The organism is Acinetobacter sp. GRABPA_MV_2, from assembly GCF_056725885.1.
On record NZ_JBWZNA010000005.1, the window covers coordinates 51,732 to 68,377 of the forward strand.

The following is a 16,646-nucleotide window of genomic DNA, read 5'->3' on the forward strand; positions in this document are numbered from 1 at the left end:
CCCGCACCTGCCTATGTCTTTGCAGTCGTGGAATTATTGTGGGTCAGCTTGTGTTGTTTTCAAAAGCGTTTGCAAATTAGCAGCTTTTGGTTTCACAAGCCAGAATTTACGGCTGTAGAAATCGAACTCATTGCGGATTTTATAAGCCCAAGCACTACCAGTTTCTTTGATATGCTCATCGATAATACGCAACAAGAACTCTTTATGATCTTCCATAGATTCTGTTGAAATACGATTTAAATCAATTAACTCGTGGTTGTAGTAATCTACGAAGTCATTATCGAGGTCAAGTACATAAGCAAAACCACCCGTCATGCCCGCACCAAAGTTATGGCCCACTTTACCAAGTACAGTCACAACACCACCTGTCATATATTCACAGCAGTGATCACCCGCACCTTCGATTACAGCAAACGCACCAGAGTTACGAACTGCAAAACGCTCACCCGCTGTACCTGCTGCAAAAAGCTTACCGCCGGTTGCACCATACAAACAGGTGTTACCAATAATTGCTGTGTTTTGTGTTTGGAAAGGCGACCCTTGTGGTGGGAAAATCGAAATACGACCACCCGCCATACCTTTACCTACATAGTCGTTTGCATCACCTTCAAGGCGAATGTGTAAACCACCAGCATTCCATACACCAAGAGATTGACCAGCTGTACCAGTTAAGTTCATTACAACTGGATGAGCTTCCATACCCAAGTTGCCGTAGCGACGAGCAATTTCACCCGAAACACGGGCACCGATTGAGCGGTCACAGTTCACGACGTTGAAGTTGAACTGGCCACCAGCGCTTGACTCAATTGCAGGAAGCATTTCAGCGACCATTCTCTCAGCCAATACACCTTTATCAAATGGTGCATTACCTTCCACTTGACAGTATTGTGCTTTACCTTCGGCAGAAGGATGAGAAGTTAATAGAGCACTTAAATCAAGGTGAGCATGTTTTTCAGTTTCACCTGGTAATACTTCAAGCAAATCAACACGACCAATCAAGTCTTTCAATGAAGAAACACCTAATGCAGCCAACCATTCACGAGTTTCTTCCGCAATAAAGTGGAAGAAGTTGATGAGCATTTCTGGCTCGCCAATGTAGTGCTCTTGACGCAAATGATCTTGTTGAGTTGCAACACCGGTTGCACAGTTATTTAAGTGACAAATACGGAGGTATTTACAACCTAAAGCGATCATTGGTGTTGAACCAAAGCCGAAACTTTCAGCACCTAAAATTGCTGCCTTGATCACGTCAAGACCCGTTTTTAAACCACCATCAGTTTGTACACGTACTTTTCCACGCAAGTCATTTACACGAAGTGCTTGGTGCGCCTCACTCAAACCCAATTCCCACGGAGAACCCGCGTGGTGAATTGAAGAAAGTGGAGATGCAGCCGTACCGCCGTCATAACCTGAAATGGTAATGAAGTCTGCATAAGCTTTTGCAACACCTGCAGCAATTGTTCCCACACCCGGCTCAGATACTAATTTCACCGATACCATTGCTTTCGGGTTAACTTGCTTCAAGTCAAAAATTAACTGAGACAAATCTTCAATTGAGTAAATGTCGTGATGTGGAGGAGGTGAAATTAGCGTTACACCCGGTACTGAGTAACGTAAACGTGCGATTAAACCATTTACTTTACCACCTGGTAACTGACCACCCTCACCCGGTTTTGCACCCTGAGCAACTTTAATTTGCAAGACTTCAGCAGAAGTTAGGTATGCAGGAGTTACACCAAAACGACCAGATGCGATCTGTTTGATTTTCGAGTTACGAATTGTGCCGTAACGAACAGGATCTTCACCGCCTTCACCAGAGTTAGAACGACCACCGATCGTGTTCATCGCGATTGCGATTGCTTCATGTGCTTCTGGAGACAGAGCACCTAAAGACATGCCTGCCGAGTCAAAGCGAGGCAAGATATCTTCAACTGATTCAACTTGTTCAACTGGAATCGAGTTCGTTGTTTTTAACTTAAATAAGTCACGAATAGTCGCTACTGGACGATTATTCACCAACTCAGCATATTCTTTAAAGTCTTCGTACTTACCAGAGCGAACGGCTTTGTGTAATGCGTTAATCACATCTGGATTGAATGCATGGTACTCTTTATCAAATACGAATTTGAGCAAACCACCCTGATCAATTGGCTTACGATTTGACCAAGCTGTCGCTGCTAATTTTTTCTGGTCTTTTTCAAGGTCAGCAAATGTTGCACCCTGAATACGGCTTGGAACACCTAAGAAACACTGATCTACCACTTCAGATGATAAACCTACTGCTTCAAATAGCTGACCGCCACGATAAGAAGCAACTGTAGAGATACCCATTTTTGAAAGAACTTTTAATAAGCCTTTCTCAATACCTTTACGGAAGTTTGCTTGCGCATGAATTGGGTCACCTAAAAGCTCACCTTTAGCGATCAAGTCATTGATCACATCATATGCAAGATATGGGTAAACTGCGGTTGCACCAAAACCAAGTAATACCGCAAATTGATGCGGATCACGTGCAAAACCAGTTTCAACCATGATGTTTGCATCAGTACGCAGACCAGTTTTGATGAGGTAATGATGTACCGCACCTGTTGCAAGTGCTGCGTTTGCTGGCAATAAACCTTGACGGATATTTTTGTCTGTTAAAACAATTAAAGTTTTGCCATCACGAACCGCTTGTGCCGCTTCTTCACAGATACGCGTGATCGCAGCTTGCAAGCCTTCTTCTTCGGCATAGTTTAAATTGATATCAACTGCTTCATAACCCGGACGCTCAATGCTACGGATTTGCTGCATTTTTGAATTTGACAAAACTGGGCTAGAGATGATGACACGGTCAGCATGCTCAGGGCCTTGCTCAAATACATTCTGCTCACGCCCTAAACAGGTTTCAAGCGACATTACAATTGACTCACGTAGCGGGTCAATTGGCGGGTTTGTCACTTGAGCAAACTGTTGACGGAAGTAATCTGTTACGTGGCGTACTTGACGAGACAATACAGCCATTGGCGTATCATCACCCATAGAACCTACAGCTTCTTGTCCACTTTCAGCAATTGGACGTAACAACTGGTCGCGCTCTTCAAATGTCACCATAAACATTTTTTGAGCCGCTTTTAAAGCATCGCCAGTTAAACCTTTATCGACTAATTGCTCTTCAAGTTCTGGGTTTGCATTTAAACGAATCGCATGATCACGTAACCACTCACGGTACGGACGCATGTTTTTCAAATGTGTACTAACATCTTTAGTATCAAGTACTTTGCCTGTTAAGGTATCAACTACCAAAATTTGGCCAGGGCCTACACGACCTTTAGAAACTACGTCTTCAGGCTCATAACCCCAAACACCGATTTCAGATGCCAAGGTAATGTAATCATTTTTGGTAATTACCCAACGCGCAGGACGCAAACCATTACGATCAAGCATACAAATCGCATGACGGCCATCTTGAATAACAAGACCAGCTGGGCCATCCCAAGCTTCCATATGTTTAGAGTTGAACTCATAGAATGCGCGTAAGTCTGCATCTAAAGTTTCTACGTTTTGCCAAGCTGGTGGTACGAGCATACGTAAGGCACGGAATAAATCCATACCACCACCGACTAAGATCTCAAGCATATTATCTAAGCTTGAAGAATCCGAACCCGTACGGTTAACGATTGGGTTAAGCTTAGTAAGACCTGGTAATAATGGGTTTTCAAATTTAGGAGTACGCGCCAACGCCCAGTTACGGTTTGCTGTAATTGTGTTGATTTCACCATTATGAGCAAGGTAACGGAACGGCTGAGCCAACGGCCAACGCGGTAATGTATTAGTAGAGAAGCGTTGGTGGAATACCACGATATGTGATTTTAAGCGCTCATCTGCTAAGTCTGTATAGAACTCAGCAATTGCAGCCGGCATCATCAAGCCTTTATAGCTGATTACTGTCGAACAAAGCGTAGTCACATAGAATGAAGAATCATTTTGTAATTGTTGTTCTGCACGACGACGTGCCAAGAATAATTTACGGTTAAATTCGACTTCAGTCACACCCATTGGACAGTTCACAATGACCTGTTCAAAAGCTGGTAAAGATTGAAGCGCAATTTCACCTAGTGCATCGTTATTTGTAGGGACAACACGCCAAGCCAGTACACGTAAGCCATCTGACTCGATTTCTTTCGTTAAAATATTTTTAGAATGTTGCGCTAATGCCGGATCAGTATTTAAAAATACAGTACCCACAGCAAAAATTTCACTCAGTGTAATATCACTCAGTTTTTTTGCTTCATCACGGAAAAATTGCTTTGGCATCGCCAATAATAAGCCGCAACCATCTCCCGTCTTGCCATCTGCGGCAATACCACCACGGTGCGTCATGCAACTTAAACTGTGAATCGCGGTTTCAACTAGATGATGACTTGATTCACCCTTCATATGGGCGATCAGTCCAAAACCACAGTTATCCTTAAACTCATCAGGCTGATATAAACCTTGAGCGGGAGCTACAGTATTAGGCGATGGCATGTGCATAGCGTACCCTTCTTTCAATAAGGCTCTTTCGAGCGTCAAACAAACAACTTCTTTTTGCGATAGTGCCTACGGACGACAGTTAGCTCAATGTTTCACAAAAAAAAATTTTGGGCTGATAAGCCAATATACGCTGTTCCATTTTTACGTACACTGGTTTTTGCTAGAAAAATGTTTTGACTTATTTCGCACTCTTTTAAAGCAGTTCGACCCCTCGACTCAGCATAGAATTTACTCTTTAGAGCGCTAAAATAGTTTACAGCACATTAATAAGCACAAGAATAAAGCAAAAACCATGCCAATACTGTTTTTTACATCTAAGTATTTATAATTGTTGAAAATAGATAGTTTTTATTCGCGTTATCATTTTAATAAATGACTAAATATGCACCACAGGTGATCAAAAAATATATGTAACTATTATTGTTGCACCATATTTGTGCAACGCATCCTTATAATTAATTCCCTCGCGTGCCCTCATTTGTTGCATTTTTTACTGTAGGCTCTGTTGTACGATTCTGTTGAGCCTTTTTAGGCACATCAACTGCCGAATTAGACTGATGTACATCCACAACATTTCCCTCAGCATCTCGACGAATAATTGTTGTTCGAGTTGTAGAGTTTGTTGCGGGAGCAGCCACCTTAGGTTGTGTATTCGCAGCTCCGCTTACGCCAGTCCCTATGAGTAAAGACTCATCAATTTTAGGCAAGGCAGCTGGACGTAAACGCACTTCATAAGTTTGACTCATTCCACCTTTCATTTCATCCGCACCTAAATCATTGACTAATGGTGCATAAGTTGAAAATTGTTGTGGTTGAGGTTTGATTGACTCAGGTAAATCAAGATTCAGTTGAGTTAATTGCTGAATTACATCTTCAGAACGTTTAAATACGCCATACGTCAAAACATATTGTTCAGATTGCTTATCTCCACTTAAACGGAAATAGATAAATTTATTTCGCTCTGGACGATTTTTTAAAAAGTTTTTAATAATATCTTCATCAGACGCACGAAAAAGCTCAAGCGTCCATTGTTTCTTGTTTTCATTAATAAACTTTGTACCGCGGAACTCTGCCTCATGCTGACCAGACGCAACCGTACGGGTTGTTAAATCAAGAGGCCTCACTTCATCAGCTAGTGCCCCTAAATTTGCAGTTGTTGCTACCTTCTCTGGCTGGATTTGTACTGGGGCATCTGAATCAGCTGCTTTTTCAACTTCGACAAGCTTTTTACTATCAGTCATTACCCAGAAAATAAAAGCCAGAAACAAGCAGACAATACCACCCACCAACCAGATATATTGTTGAACATTCTGCCAAAGTGTACGTGATACAGTCATGTGTTACCTTAATTTATTATCCGTGTTGATTCGCCAAAATAGCTTGTTTCATGAGTTCAACATCAAAGTCCTTAGTAATTACTGCTTGACCAAGTTGTTTTAACAACACCAAACGTAATTGACCATTGAGAACTTTTTTATCATGCGCCATATATCCAAGGAATTCATCCAATGGAATTTTTGGACATGATATCGGCAAATTAGCGCGTTGAATAATTTTTTTTGTACGCTCTACATCATCGCTTGAAATCCAACCTAAACGTTGTGATAAATCAGCTGCCATCACCATGCCTGTCGCTACTGCTTCACCGTGCAACCAAGTACCATAGCCAAGATAAGATTCAATCGCATGACCGAAAGTATGGCCCAAGTTGAGTAAAGCTCGTTCGCCTTGCTCTTTTTCATCGTTAGCAACAATACGCGCTTTATGAGCACATGAACGATAAACAGCTTCCGCTAAAAGGCTAGCATCTCGTCCAATTAAACCATCCATATTCTGTTCTAACCAAACGAGAAAATCAGCATCTCCCAACAAAGCATATTTAATAACTTCTGATAATCCAGCAGATAACTCTCGATCAGGTAAAGTATTGAGTTGAGCCATATCAGCCAAAACAACTTGAGGTTGCTGAAATGCACCCAGCATATTTTTACCGAGTGGATGATTAATACCGGTTTTACCACCCACACTTGAATCTACTTGTGAAAGGAGCGTAGTTGGAACCTGAACAAAATAAACACCGCGCTGGAAACATGCCGATGCAAAGCCAGCCATATCACCCATAACACCACCACCTAAAGCTAAAACCGTACAATCACGATTAAAACCAGCTTCAAGTAAAGCATCAAAAATTAAATTTAGATGTTGAATATCTTTATATTTCTCACCATCCGGCAAAATACAAGTCGCTACAGTTTTACCCAAACTTTTTAAAGCATCTTGATAATGAGACAAATATAAAGGTCCGACCGTTTCATTACTCACGATCATGACCTGTTGACCATGGAGATAAGGCTCAAGCAACTGTTTCGGATCAAGTTGACTGCCAATAAAAATAGGATAACGGCGTTCGCCTAATTCAACATGTAAAGTTTGCATGAGTTTATAAAACCACAAGTAAGTTTGGCTATTTTAGCGGGTTGGACAAAATAAGTTGCAAAATCTTTTGAGCAAGATCACGAGCAGCACCCTGATTGGTTTCAATCGTGTAATGAGCAACTTCACGATATAAAGGGTCACGTATTTTTAACAAATCTCGTAATTTTTGTTCAGGGTTTTCAACTTGTAATAAAGGTCTGTTTTTATCGCGGTAGGTCCGCTGTAATTGTAATTCTACAGGAGTGTAAAGATAAACAACGATACCACGTTGCTTTAGAAATTCGCGATTAGGTGCTTGAGTAATCGCACCTCCCCCTGTCGCCAACACCAAGGCCTTACGGGAAGTCAACTCATTTAACACTACAGTTTCACGAGTACGAAAACCTAACTCCCCTTCTTTCTCAAAAATCCAAGGAATAGTGGCGCCTGTTTTGCGTTCAATTTCATGATCACTATCTAAAAAATCACGCCCTAATATTTCGGCTAAATGACGTCCAACGGTTGTTTTTCCTGCCCCCATGGGCCCTACCAAATAAATATTTGGCAGGGTTTCAAACGCTTTGCTTGGCAAGGCGCCACCTATTTCAATTGCTTTCATTGAAAAATATATTAATGATTTCTCACCAAAGTGTCATTAACAATTCGTGGCGTAACGAAAATCAATAACTCTTGCTTATCATCAGATTTCACATCTTTTCTAAATAAACGTCCAACTACAGGCAGATCTCCAAAGAAAGGAACTTTGGTTTGTGAGTTAGTTGTAGTCTGCTCAAATACTCCACCTAAAATGACTGTTTCTCCATTATTCACCAGTACATTAGTATTGATATTATTTTTATTTAGAATCAACTCGCCATTTGGTGCCTCACCTGCCACGGAATCCTTAGAAATATCCAATTTCATTTGGATTTTACCATCTGGCGTAATACTTGGAGTAACATCTAGACTTAATAGTGCATCTTTGAATGATGTACTTGCTGTTGCTCCTGCAGCAGAATTAGTCGTGGTTTGATAAGGAACCTGCTGACCTGTCGCTACTCTCGCAGTTTGTTTATCTGTAGTCATGACTTTTGGTGTTGAGATAACTTCACCATAACCATCCGCCTGCAATGCCGATAACTCTAAATCCAACATAAAATCAGACATACTGATTAAACTAAAAGCTATGCTACTAGCTCCAGCCGATGTAACACCCAAATCAACGTTTAAATTATCTGGCCGCTCAATCGTGTATTTCCCGTCGTCATCCGGCTCTCTTAAATTCCAAAGCGTTGTATCACTACCACCTACCAGTAAACTGTTATTACTATTTACCCCTTGAGATAATATTCCCCATTTCACGCCAAGCTCTTTAGTAAAAGAAGTAGATGCTCTTACAATGCGCGCCTCAACCATAACCTGTTTAACTTGCACATCCAGCAAATCAATCATTTTACGAACTTTATCAATGTTCTGGGCTGTATCATTTACAATCAAAGTATTAGTACGCGTATCAGCAACAGCACTGCCTCGTGAGCTCAATAAACTTTCTAAAGCAAGAGAGTCTGAATTTGCGGTACGGTTTGCGACAGCTGTCTTACCATCACGAGTATCTTCAATTAGCTTAAGCACATCTGCTGCTTTTGCATAATTTAAGCGAATATAATCTGTTTGAATTGGTGCTAATTTAATACTTTGTGCTAACGCTTTTGCCTCATCATCTTCTGCTTTGATTAGCTCCGCAACTGGCGCAATCCAAATTACATTCCCATTTCTGCGTTTATCGAGATTTTTGGTTTTTAAAATAATATCAAGTGCCTGATCCCAAGGTACATCTTTTAGACGCAAAGTGATATTACCTTGTACACTATCAGCCGCAACCATATTAATGCCGGTAAAATCAGCCAGTAACTGTAGGACCCTACGAACTTCAATATCTTGAAAATCAAGAGAGAGCTTATTACCTGAATAATTAGCTTGCTTAGATGAAGCACTTACATTTTTATCCTGAGGACGCTTTAGGCTAATAGTTAATTTATTTTCTGCCTGATAAGCCATATATTCATAGCTACCAGTAGATTGAATCGTAATAACACCATTGCCTTTATCATTATAAGATTCAATGGTCGAAACAGGCGTTGCAAAATCATTTACATTTAAGCGCTTAGCTAAATGCGTGGGAATTTTAGAACCTAATGTTTTTACTACAACTTTGCTACCTTGTTGTTGCACATCAACAGGAGTATTACTTCCCAACAGGTCAATAACGATGAGGCCTTCCCCTTGACTACCACGTTGGAAGCCAATATTTGAAACACCTTGGGATTGCATCGTACTTGTTGATACAGGTTTAACTGTGGCTTGTATAGAATTAATCTTTAAAATAAAAGTGTTACCTTCAATACGAGTTGTAAAAGCACCAGCTTCTTTCAAATTTACAGTTAGGCGTGAACGCTGATCATCAGAGCTTACATCGACCGAACTTGCTTCATTCGTACCAATCGCTACTTTTGACTGTGTTAGATTCTGCTGCGCTTTATTAAAATCCAAAATCAAACGTGAAGGATTCTCAAGCTGATATGCCTGTGGTTGCGGCGGCAAACCATTAAACATAACCCGAATTTCTGTACCCTGTCCCGCTATTTGTGTCGGTACAATATTGGTCATGCTGACCTGTGCAGATGCAACCTGCATAACTGCAATCGCTACAGCCCCCATCGAAAACTGACGGAATACGTGATTCATTGTCTAACCATCCCCAATAAATAATCTTTAAAAATAATTTTTTCTTTGTTATTCCCTAAATTCTAGGGTGCAGGTCCAATTAACACTAAGGTTCTTGGTCTCTCCACATAACCTTCTCGCCCATCAGGAACAATTTCTACCAGATCAATCTGAGTCGGCCCAATATGGGTAATACGACCTTGATTCATCCCAATATAGTTCCCTACCTGCACTCGCTCAATTTGGTGATCAGGCGTTTGGATCAGAGCCATGACTTGTCCACGACTGTTACGCATGCTTCCTTTCATATTTAAGGACTCTAATGCATAGCTTTCGAGTGGCTGTGGTGCTCGTGAGAAATTCGGATATACTCGTTTCCCCGCCATAATTTTGAGCTCAGCAGCAAGTGAGCTTGGTAAAAATGGGCTCTTTAACTGATGGGCTGCATAATTAAACTGTGGCACAGGAGTAAAAACAGGTGCTGGTTCTATGGCTTGTGGTGGTTGATTACGTATATCGGCCATTTGTTGATTTACAGCGTCGATTCTCGACTCACATCCAGCTAAAGCCAAGCATGCCAAAATAGAAAGAGAAAATTTTTTAAGTTTCATCGTAATTCTCCTATTTCGGCTGTGCGTTGGCAGTAGAAGAATCAGGGGCTACCGAAGAAGCCGAAGCATTTTTTTCCTGATGCTCAGGATTTTCTATAGCACCCATATAGCGATAAGTTTTTGCTTTGATAGAATAATTAAGAACAGGAATATCTGATTTACCATCCTTAACAGGAGCAGCTTCAACAACAAAATCATGCATCGTCACAATACGTGGCAACGCCGCAATACTGCTAACAAAAGCACCGAAAGCGTGATAATCCCCAGTTGCTTCGATAGTAATAGGCTGTTCAATAAAAATTTCCTGCTTCACTTCATCTTCTAAGCGGATATTTTTAAACTTCAGACCAGAATTCACCCCCGTTAAGTTAATATCTTCAACTAAACTTGGAATTTCGGTTTCTTTTGGCAATTGTTCTAACTGCTGATTGAAGCTGGCTTGCATCTCTTGAAGTTGGTATTGCTGCAAGTTACGTAATTTTGAGTCTTTTTCTCGAAACTCATTTAATAAATTACTTTCTTGTGCTTGAGCATTATCAATTGCTTGTAGCTTTGGTTGAATAGCAACAAAATACCCCAAAGCCAATACAGCAAAGAAAATAAAAATCCAACACGTAATTTTCACAGATAATGGCCAGCTGCCATAACTGTTCATATCGAGCGTGTTAAATTGCTGAAGAAATTTTTCTAAGGTGATCTTTTTTTTCTTAGATGGAGCTTGCTCTAAAGACAGTTCATCAGGACTCATTTTGCTACCTCCTTATCCGTACCTACAGACGTATTAGCGGTATCATCTATTGTAGTCACCCCCATTTCCCCTACATCAACAGTAACAACAAAACTGCCATAGCTATCTTCAACTCTAGGAAGCAAAGAACTTACAGCCTTATCTTTTTTCTCTTCGGTCGCCAAAAAAGAATTCATAAATGCATTGCGATACCATGGTGATGCCTCGAGATTACGTAATAACTCTGCAACAGTATTTGGACTTTCCGCTTTACCTTCGATGGTGAATTTATCTCCAGTTCGACTAAATTTAGTCAAATACATGGCTGCAGGAGTCACACGAACCAATTCATCCACTAAACGTACAACAACTGGACGCTGGCTTTGCAATCCTTGGATGAGCTTCATACGCTCAATAATTGCGTCACGCTGTTCTTGCAAGCCATTTAAGGTTTTAAGTTGTTGATCTAGATTCTGGTTTGTACTGATGATGAGCTGATTTGCTTGTTCTTGATCATTTAATTTTTGATTCAAATAAAACCACCCTGAAAATACAGTGGTTATCCCCAAAACAACGACCCCAAGACATAAAATAATAAATTGTTTTTTACGCTGCTCCCTAAGCCCATCTCGCCAAGGGAGTAAATTAATTGTTGCCATTAATCAAAACTCCTTAAAGCCAAGCCACATGCCACCATTAATGAAGAAGCATCATTTTCAATTTTTTGAATGTCGACTTGAGGAGAGAAACCCATTTGTAAAAACGGGTTGGCAATAGTGACTCGGTAACCAAGTTTTTGCTGCAACAATTTAGCAAGCCCTGGAATGTTGGCATTACCACCCGCTAGCAAAATATGGTCAATTTCATTGAATTGCGATGAAGAGAAGAAAAATTGCAGAGATCTAGCAGCTTGCTGCACTACAGCATCTAAAAATGGTTCTAAGATTTCGATGTCATAATCATCTGGCAAAGAACGTTCTTTTTTAGCGCGTCCCGCTTCTTCTAATGACAAACCATAACGGCTTTGAATTTCCAAAGTAAGCTGTTTACCGCCAAAGACTTGTTCACGGGTATAAATGATTTTGCCATTTTGCATAACCGATAATGTGGTCATAGTATGACCGATATCTAAAATACCAATGGTATTTGCACCCATGGGTAAGCTATCAGCAAACACACTAAAAGCACGCTCGACAGCATAACTTTCAACATCAGCAAGCTTAGGCGTTAAATCAACCAGTTCCAGTACTTCTACACGTGTTTCAACATTTTCTGTTCGTGTTGCGACTAAAAGTACATTCACACGATTTGGATTCGGCAGTCGATCTGGCAAAACCTCAAAATCAAGGCTCACCTCATCCAAAGGGAACGGTATATATTGCTCCGCATCTAATCGAATCTGAACTTCACGTTCATCATCGTTCATATCTGCATCCATTTCGATGGTTTTATGGATAACCGTCGATGTTGGAACAGCAATTGCAGCGTTAGTGGTGTGGGGATTTGCTAAATTCATCGCCCGTTCTAAAGCTTCTGCAACTGCTTCTGGATTCAAGATATTTTTTTCAACTACACTGTTCTCAGGTAAAGGCGTCAAAGCATAGCTTTCTACCCAATATTTACCGTTCTTAACAGAGAGCTCTAACAACTTAACAGAAGTCGAACTAATATCGACGCCCATTAACCCCTTATTCGGTTTACGATATAACCTGAGCACACTATTGTCCTATTATTTTTTTATCCCCAAAAAAAATTACAAACCAATAATCTCGGTCTTTATTTTTACACGGATACAATATCTCATCTAACAATCCGCATGTCTAAAGGCTATACTGACCACAATTAGTTTGTATTCGATCTTATTAAAGCTTACTTATCATGAAAAAGCTATCCAGTTTGGGCTTCGTGCGTCCAATTTTTTTGATCATTATTATTATCTTAGTCTCACTTCCGATGGGCTTTTATGGCATGTATCTCTATATCGCCCCATCGCTTCCAGAAATGAGTTCACTAAAAAAAGCTCCCCTTTTAAAACCATTACAGGTCTACACTTCAGACAATCAACTGATTGCCGAGTACGGTGGTAAGCTTTCCATTCCTGTTGAATACAAACAAATCCCTCCTGCTTTTATTCATGCATTTTTAGCAGCAGAAGACTCTTCTTTCTTTGAACATAGCGGGATCAGTTTTAAGGGTTTAGGTCGTGCTTTGAGCGAAAGTGTGACGGGTTCAGATGTGCAAACTGGTGGTTCAACAATCACTATGCAAGTTGCAAAGAACTATTATTTGAGTCCAGAAAGAACCCTAAAGCGTAAAATAACCGAAATCTTTTTGGCTCGAAAAATTGAGCAAAATTTATCCAAAGAAGAAATTCTCAGCCTCTATGTGAATAAAATCTTCTTAGGAAAAAATGCTTACGGTATCGCAGCAGCAGCCAAAATTTATTACAACAAAAGCATTAATGAGCTCAGCATTGCTCAAATGGCGATGATCGCTGGTTTGCCCAAAGCACCATCTAAATATAACCCTGTAGTTAATCCAGAACGCGCTCTCGAACGACGCAACTGGATTTTAGGCCGTATGTTACAGCTGGGTTATATTTCTCAAGCAGAATATCAAAAAGGTGTAGCAGAACCGATTAACCTAAACATGCCCAATCGGGATTTAAATAATATTCATCCCTATGCTGGTGAAATGGTTCGTTCAGAACTTGTAAAGCATTTTGGTGAACAAGCCATTGATTCTGGCTATAAAGTCTACACAACAATTAATGCTAAACGCCAAGCGATTGCAGAAAAAGCTGTGCAAGATGGCCTTGAAGCTTATGACCGTCGCCATGGCTGGCGTGGTGCAGAAGCACATGACAAACCATTAAGTGAATTTAGAGCATATGCCAACACTTATCCTGCACAAGTCACTAAGGTAAATAGCAGCTCTTTTGAAGCATTAATGCAAGATGGCTCAACTGTTACTGTTCAGTGGTCAGGCATGTCATGGGCACGCCCCTATCGCAACGCAAATAGCGTAGGTGGCGCTCCTTCACGTGCATCTCAAATTGTTAAAGTTAAAGATATTGTTCGTTTACGCCCAAATGACAATAAAACAGCTTGGTCTTTAGTTCAGGTTCCAAAAGTTCAAGGTCAACTCATTGCAATTAACCCGAATGATGGTTCAATTGAAGCAATTGTAGGTGGCTATAACTTCTACCAATCAAAATTTAACCGCGCCTTACAAGGCTGGCGTCAACCGGGTTCTACAATCAAGCCTTTCCTCTATGCTTTAGCATTAGAAAGAGGCATGACACCGTATAGCATGGTGAATGATAGCCCTATTACGATTGGCAAATGGACACCGCGAAACTCTGATGGCCGTTACTTAGGCATGATCCCATTACGTCGTGCTTTGTATTTGTCTCGTAATACCGTATCAGTAAGACTTCTACAAACAGTGGGTATTGAACGTACTCGTCAGTTATTTATGGATTTTGGTTTACAGGAAGACCAAATTCCACGTAACTACACCATTGCCTTAGGTACTCCTCAAGTACTACCAATTCAGATGGCAACTGGTTATGCAACGTTTGCAAATGGCGGTTACCGTGTTCAACCGCATTTCATTCAACGTATTGAAGATGCTTATGGCAAAGTCATTTATGAAGCTAAACCAGAATACGCATGTATTCCATGTATTAACGCGCCTGACACAACAAATGATGAGCAAAAGGCTAAAACAACCGATGATGAAGTCATCGAAGTTACAAATAAAGACGTAGAGCAGAACGAAAAGGCCGCTAAGCAGCTTAATCTTAAACAGACTGATAAAAACAACAGTCAATATCGCCAAGCTCAACGTATTTTAAAATCAAGCTCTGCTTACGATATGGCGAACATCTTACGTGATGTAATTGAGCATGGTACAGGTCGTGCTGCGCTTAAAATTGGCCGTAGTGATTTAGGTGGTAAAACAGGTACTACGAATGATGCAAAAGATGCATGGTTTGCAGGTTTCAACGGCAAGTTAGTGACTGTAGCATGGGTTGGATTTGACCAACCGACTACGCTTGGTCGCCGTGAATATGGTGGTATTGCTGCATTACCAATCTGGATTAACTTTATGGGGCAAGCATTGCAAGGTACGCCAGCAGCTTGGGTTCGCTTAGATAAAGATGCTCAAGGCCCTATTTCCCGTGACAAACAACAAACCGTTACTGAAGTAGGCGATAAGAAAACTTATCGTGCGGCTCCACCACTGGCACGTCCGCTCTATCGTCCAGCACCGCCTCAACCAAAACTGAGCAATGACAATGACTTTTCCGATTTACCAGGTGAAGAAATTGTTATTCCATCTAAAGCTGCACCTCCTGCTATAAAACCTTCACAGGAGCCTGTGCCTAAGCGTGAAAAAGATGAACTAGAAAATCTGATTAATCAGATTGAATAATAGAAAAAGCCATCGTTAGATGGCTTTTTTATTGCGTTTCTGAAAAACATAAATTTGAAAAGACGCCGTTACTTCTAATTGCGATTGTTGCTCTAACTGCAAGCGACGCTCGGGAGAAGCCTTATAGGCATAAGGCGTCATAGCAATCAGATTTTTTAGGGCTTGTTGATCGAGCACAAAAGGGGCATCAATAATTTGCTCTTGCTTTAACTCAAACAAATCTTGCAGCTGCTCTACAAACTTTTCTGGTGTGTGAGGGTTCACTTGTTCAAAAAGAGCTTCACGCATGGCATACAAATGTTCAGAGGCAGGCGTAACAACAATTAAATAACCATCTTCTTTTAAAACACGCGCAATTTCGGCTTGCGGAATCGGGCTAAATAAACTGGTGCAAACATCCATACTCTGATCTAGCACAGGTAAAGTTGCTCCTGTTCCCACCACCCAAGTTACTTCAGTGTTGAGCTTTGCTGCGCGCTGTACCGCATTTTTTGCAATATCAACACCAACACACTGCTCAACGACTTGCTGCATAGCACTTGTATAGTAGCCCTCACCACATCCGATATCGAGTATTGCTTTTACATCTAGTTGCTTTAATAAAGCGACTACAGCCTGTTGTAAAGGCTGATAATAACCACTTTGCAAAAAAGCTCGTCGCGCATCTACTGACTCGGGTGTATCCCCTGGGTTTTTACTATGTTTATGTTGCACCACATGTAAATTGACATAGCCTTGTTTAGCTACATCATAACTATGTCCTTGCTCACATCGCCAAGTTCGTTCAGTTAAATTCAGGGACTGACGACACACAGGACACATTAAAATTTGCTTAGCCACTTTTAATTATTCTCTTGTTCTTTTTGTTGTAAATAAGTCTTTGCGTGTAGTCCAACAAAGGTGCGACCTGCATTTGTACCATTAATCCATTCATCTACCTGAAACAAATCAAACAGACCTACTTTGACTAAAGTTGGAATTGCGATCTTTAGCTCTTCCTCAATTTGTCCTCTTTGACCTGCATTATATAATTCAATATTGTGCAGCATTGTCGCTACAGTTCCTGTTTGCACCTGACTTCCATCTTTAAGTACAACTTGAGGTAATACTTCGCCCTCTCCAACTACTTTTTGATTAATCACAGATAATTGGTCTAGACCAGCAACTTTTGTCATTCACCTCTCCAATAAAAAAAGCCAGTAGAACTGGCTTTA

The 16,646-nt window shown here is 40.8% G+C and carries 12 protein-coding genes; 1 reads left to right on the forward strand and 11 read right to left on the reverse strand.

Features of this window, described 5'->3' with window-relative positions:
* Positions 1-33 precede the first annotated feature (33 nt).
* From gltB to ACXM0J_RS06370, 9 genes are all read right to left on the reverse strand, one after another.
* Positions 34-4,509 carry a glutamate synthase large subunit gene (gene gltB / locus ACXM0J_RS06330; RefSeq protein WP_171265331.1) on the reverse strand — a complete coding sequence of 1,492 codons (4,476 nt, stop codon included), beginning with the start codon at positions 4,507-4,509 and terminating at the stop codon, positions 34-36.
* 461 nt (positions 4,510-4,970) lie between these two features.
* Entirely contained in the window at positions 4,971-5,852 is an 882-nt protein-coding gene (locus tag ACXM0J_RS06335) for a hypothetical protein (protein WP_086264800.1), read from the reverse strand.
* Positions 5,853-5,868: 16 nt separating this feature from the next.
* A complete protein-coding gene (gene aroB / locus ACXM0J_RS06340) occupies positions 5,869-6,951 on the reverse strand; it encodes a 3-dehydroquinate synthase (RefSeq protein WP_479750345.1) in 1,083 nt (360 codons plus the stop codon).
* A 28-nt stretch (positions 6,952-6,979) separates the two neighbouring features.
* Positions 6,980-7,549 carry a shikimate kinase AroK gene (gene aroK / locus ACXM0J_RS06345; protein ID WP_086264798.1) on the reverse strand — a complete coding sequence of 190 codons (570 nt, stop codon included), beginning with the start codon at positions 7,547-7,549 and terminating at the stop codon, positions 6,980-6,982.
* An 11-nt stretch (positions 7,550-7,560) separates the two neighbouring features.
* The gene (locus ACXM0J_RS06350; protein ID WP_086264797.1) at positions 7,561-9,675 is read right to left on the reverse strand and encodes a type IV pilus secretin PilQ; all 2,115 of its coding nucleotides are present in this window, start codon (positions 9,673-9,675) and stop codon (positions 7,561-7,563) included.
* Between the two features lie 62 nt (positions 9,676-9,737).
* Positions 9,738-10,265 (reverse strand): pilus assembly protein PilP, encoded by a 528-nt coding sequence (locus ACXM0J_RS06355; RefSeq protein ID WP_086264796.1) that lies wholly within the window; start codon positions 10,263-10,265, stop codon positions 9,738-9,740.
* A gap of 10 nt (positions 10,266-10,275) precedes the next feature.
* Positions 10,276-11,013: a type IV pilus inner membrane component PilO gene (locus ACXM0J_RS06360; RefSeq protein WP_086264795.1), complete on the reverse strand. Its 738-nt coding sequence runs from the start codon at positions 11,011-11,013 to the stop codon at positions 10,276-10,278.
* Positions 11,010-11,651 carry a PilN domain-containing protein gene (locus ACXM0J_RS06365; RefSeq protein ID WP_086264794.1) on the reverse strand — a complete coding sequence of 214 codons (642 nt, stop codon included), beginning with the start codon at positions 11,649-11,651 and terminating at the stop codon, positions 11,010-11,012. Before ACXM0J_RS06365 ends, ACXM0J_RS06360 begins: the two co-directional genes overlap by 4 nt.
* Positions 11,651-12,709: a pilus assembly protein PilM gene (locus ACXM0J_RS06370; RefSeq protein ID WP_199964076.1), complete on the reverse strand. Its 1,059-nt coding sequence runs from the start codon at positions 12,707-12,709 to the stop codon at positions 11,651-11,653. The genes ACXM0J_RS06365 and ACXM0J_RS06370 overlap by 1 nt, the downstream gene beginning before the upstream one ends.
* Before the next feature lie 161 nt (positions 12,710-12,870).
* On the opposite strand from ACXM0J_RS06370, the gene ponA reads away from it, so the two are divergent.
* Positions 12,871-15,432: a penicillin-binding protein PBP1a gene (gene ponA, locus ACXM0J_RS06375; RefSeq protein ID WP_139841463.1), complete on the forward strand. Its 2,562-nt coding sequence runs from the start codon at positions 12,871-12,873 to the stop codon at positions 15,430-15,432.
* A 15-nt stretch (positions 15,433-15,447) separates the two neighbouring features.
* Here ponA and ACXM0J_RS06380 read toward each other — a convergent pair whose 3' ends face one another.
* Together ACXM0J_RS06380 and ACXM0J_RS06385 are read right to left on the reverse strand one after the other, a co-directional pair.
* Positions 15,448-16,272, reverse strand: a complete 825-nt coding sequence (locus tag ACXM0J_RS06380; protein ID WP_086264792.1) for a putative RNA methyltransferase — start codon at positions 16,270-16,272, stop codon at positions 15,448-15,450.
* 2 nt (positions 16,273-16,274) lie between these two features.
* A complete protein-coding gene (locus ACXM0J_RS06385; protein ID WP_002116981.1) occupies positions 16,275-16,607 on the reverse strand; it encodes a DUF7709 family protein in 333 nt (110 codons plus the stop codon).
* Between the last annotated feature and the right edge of the window lie 39 nt (positions 16,608-16,646).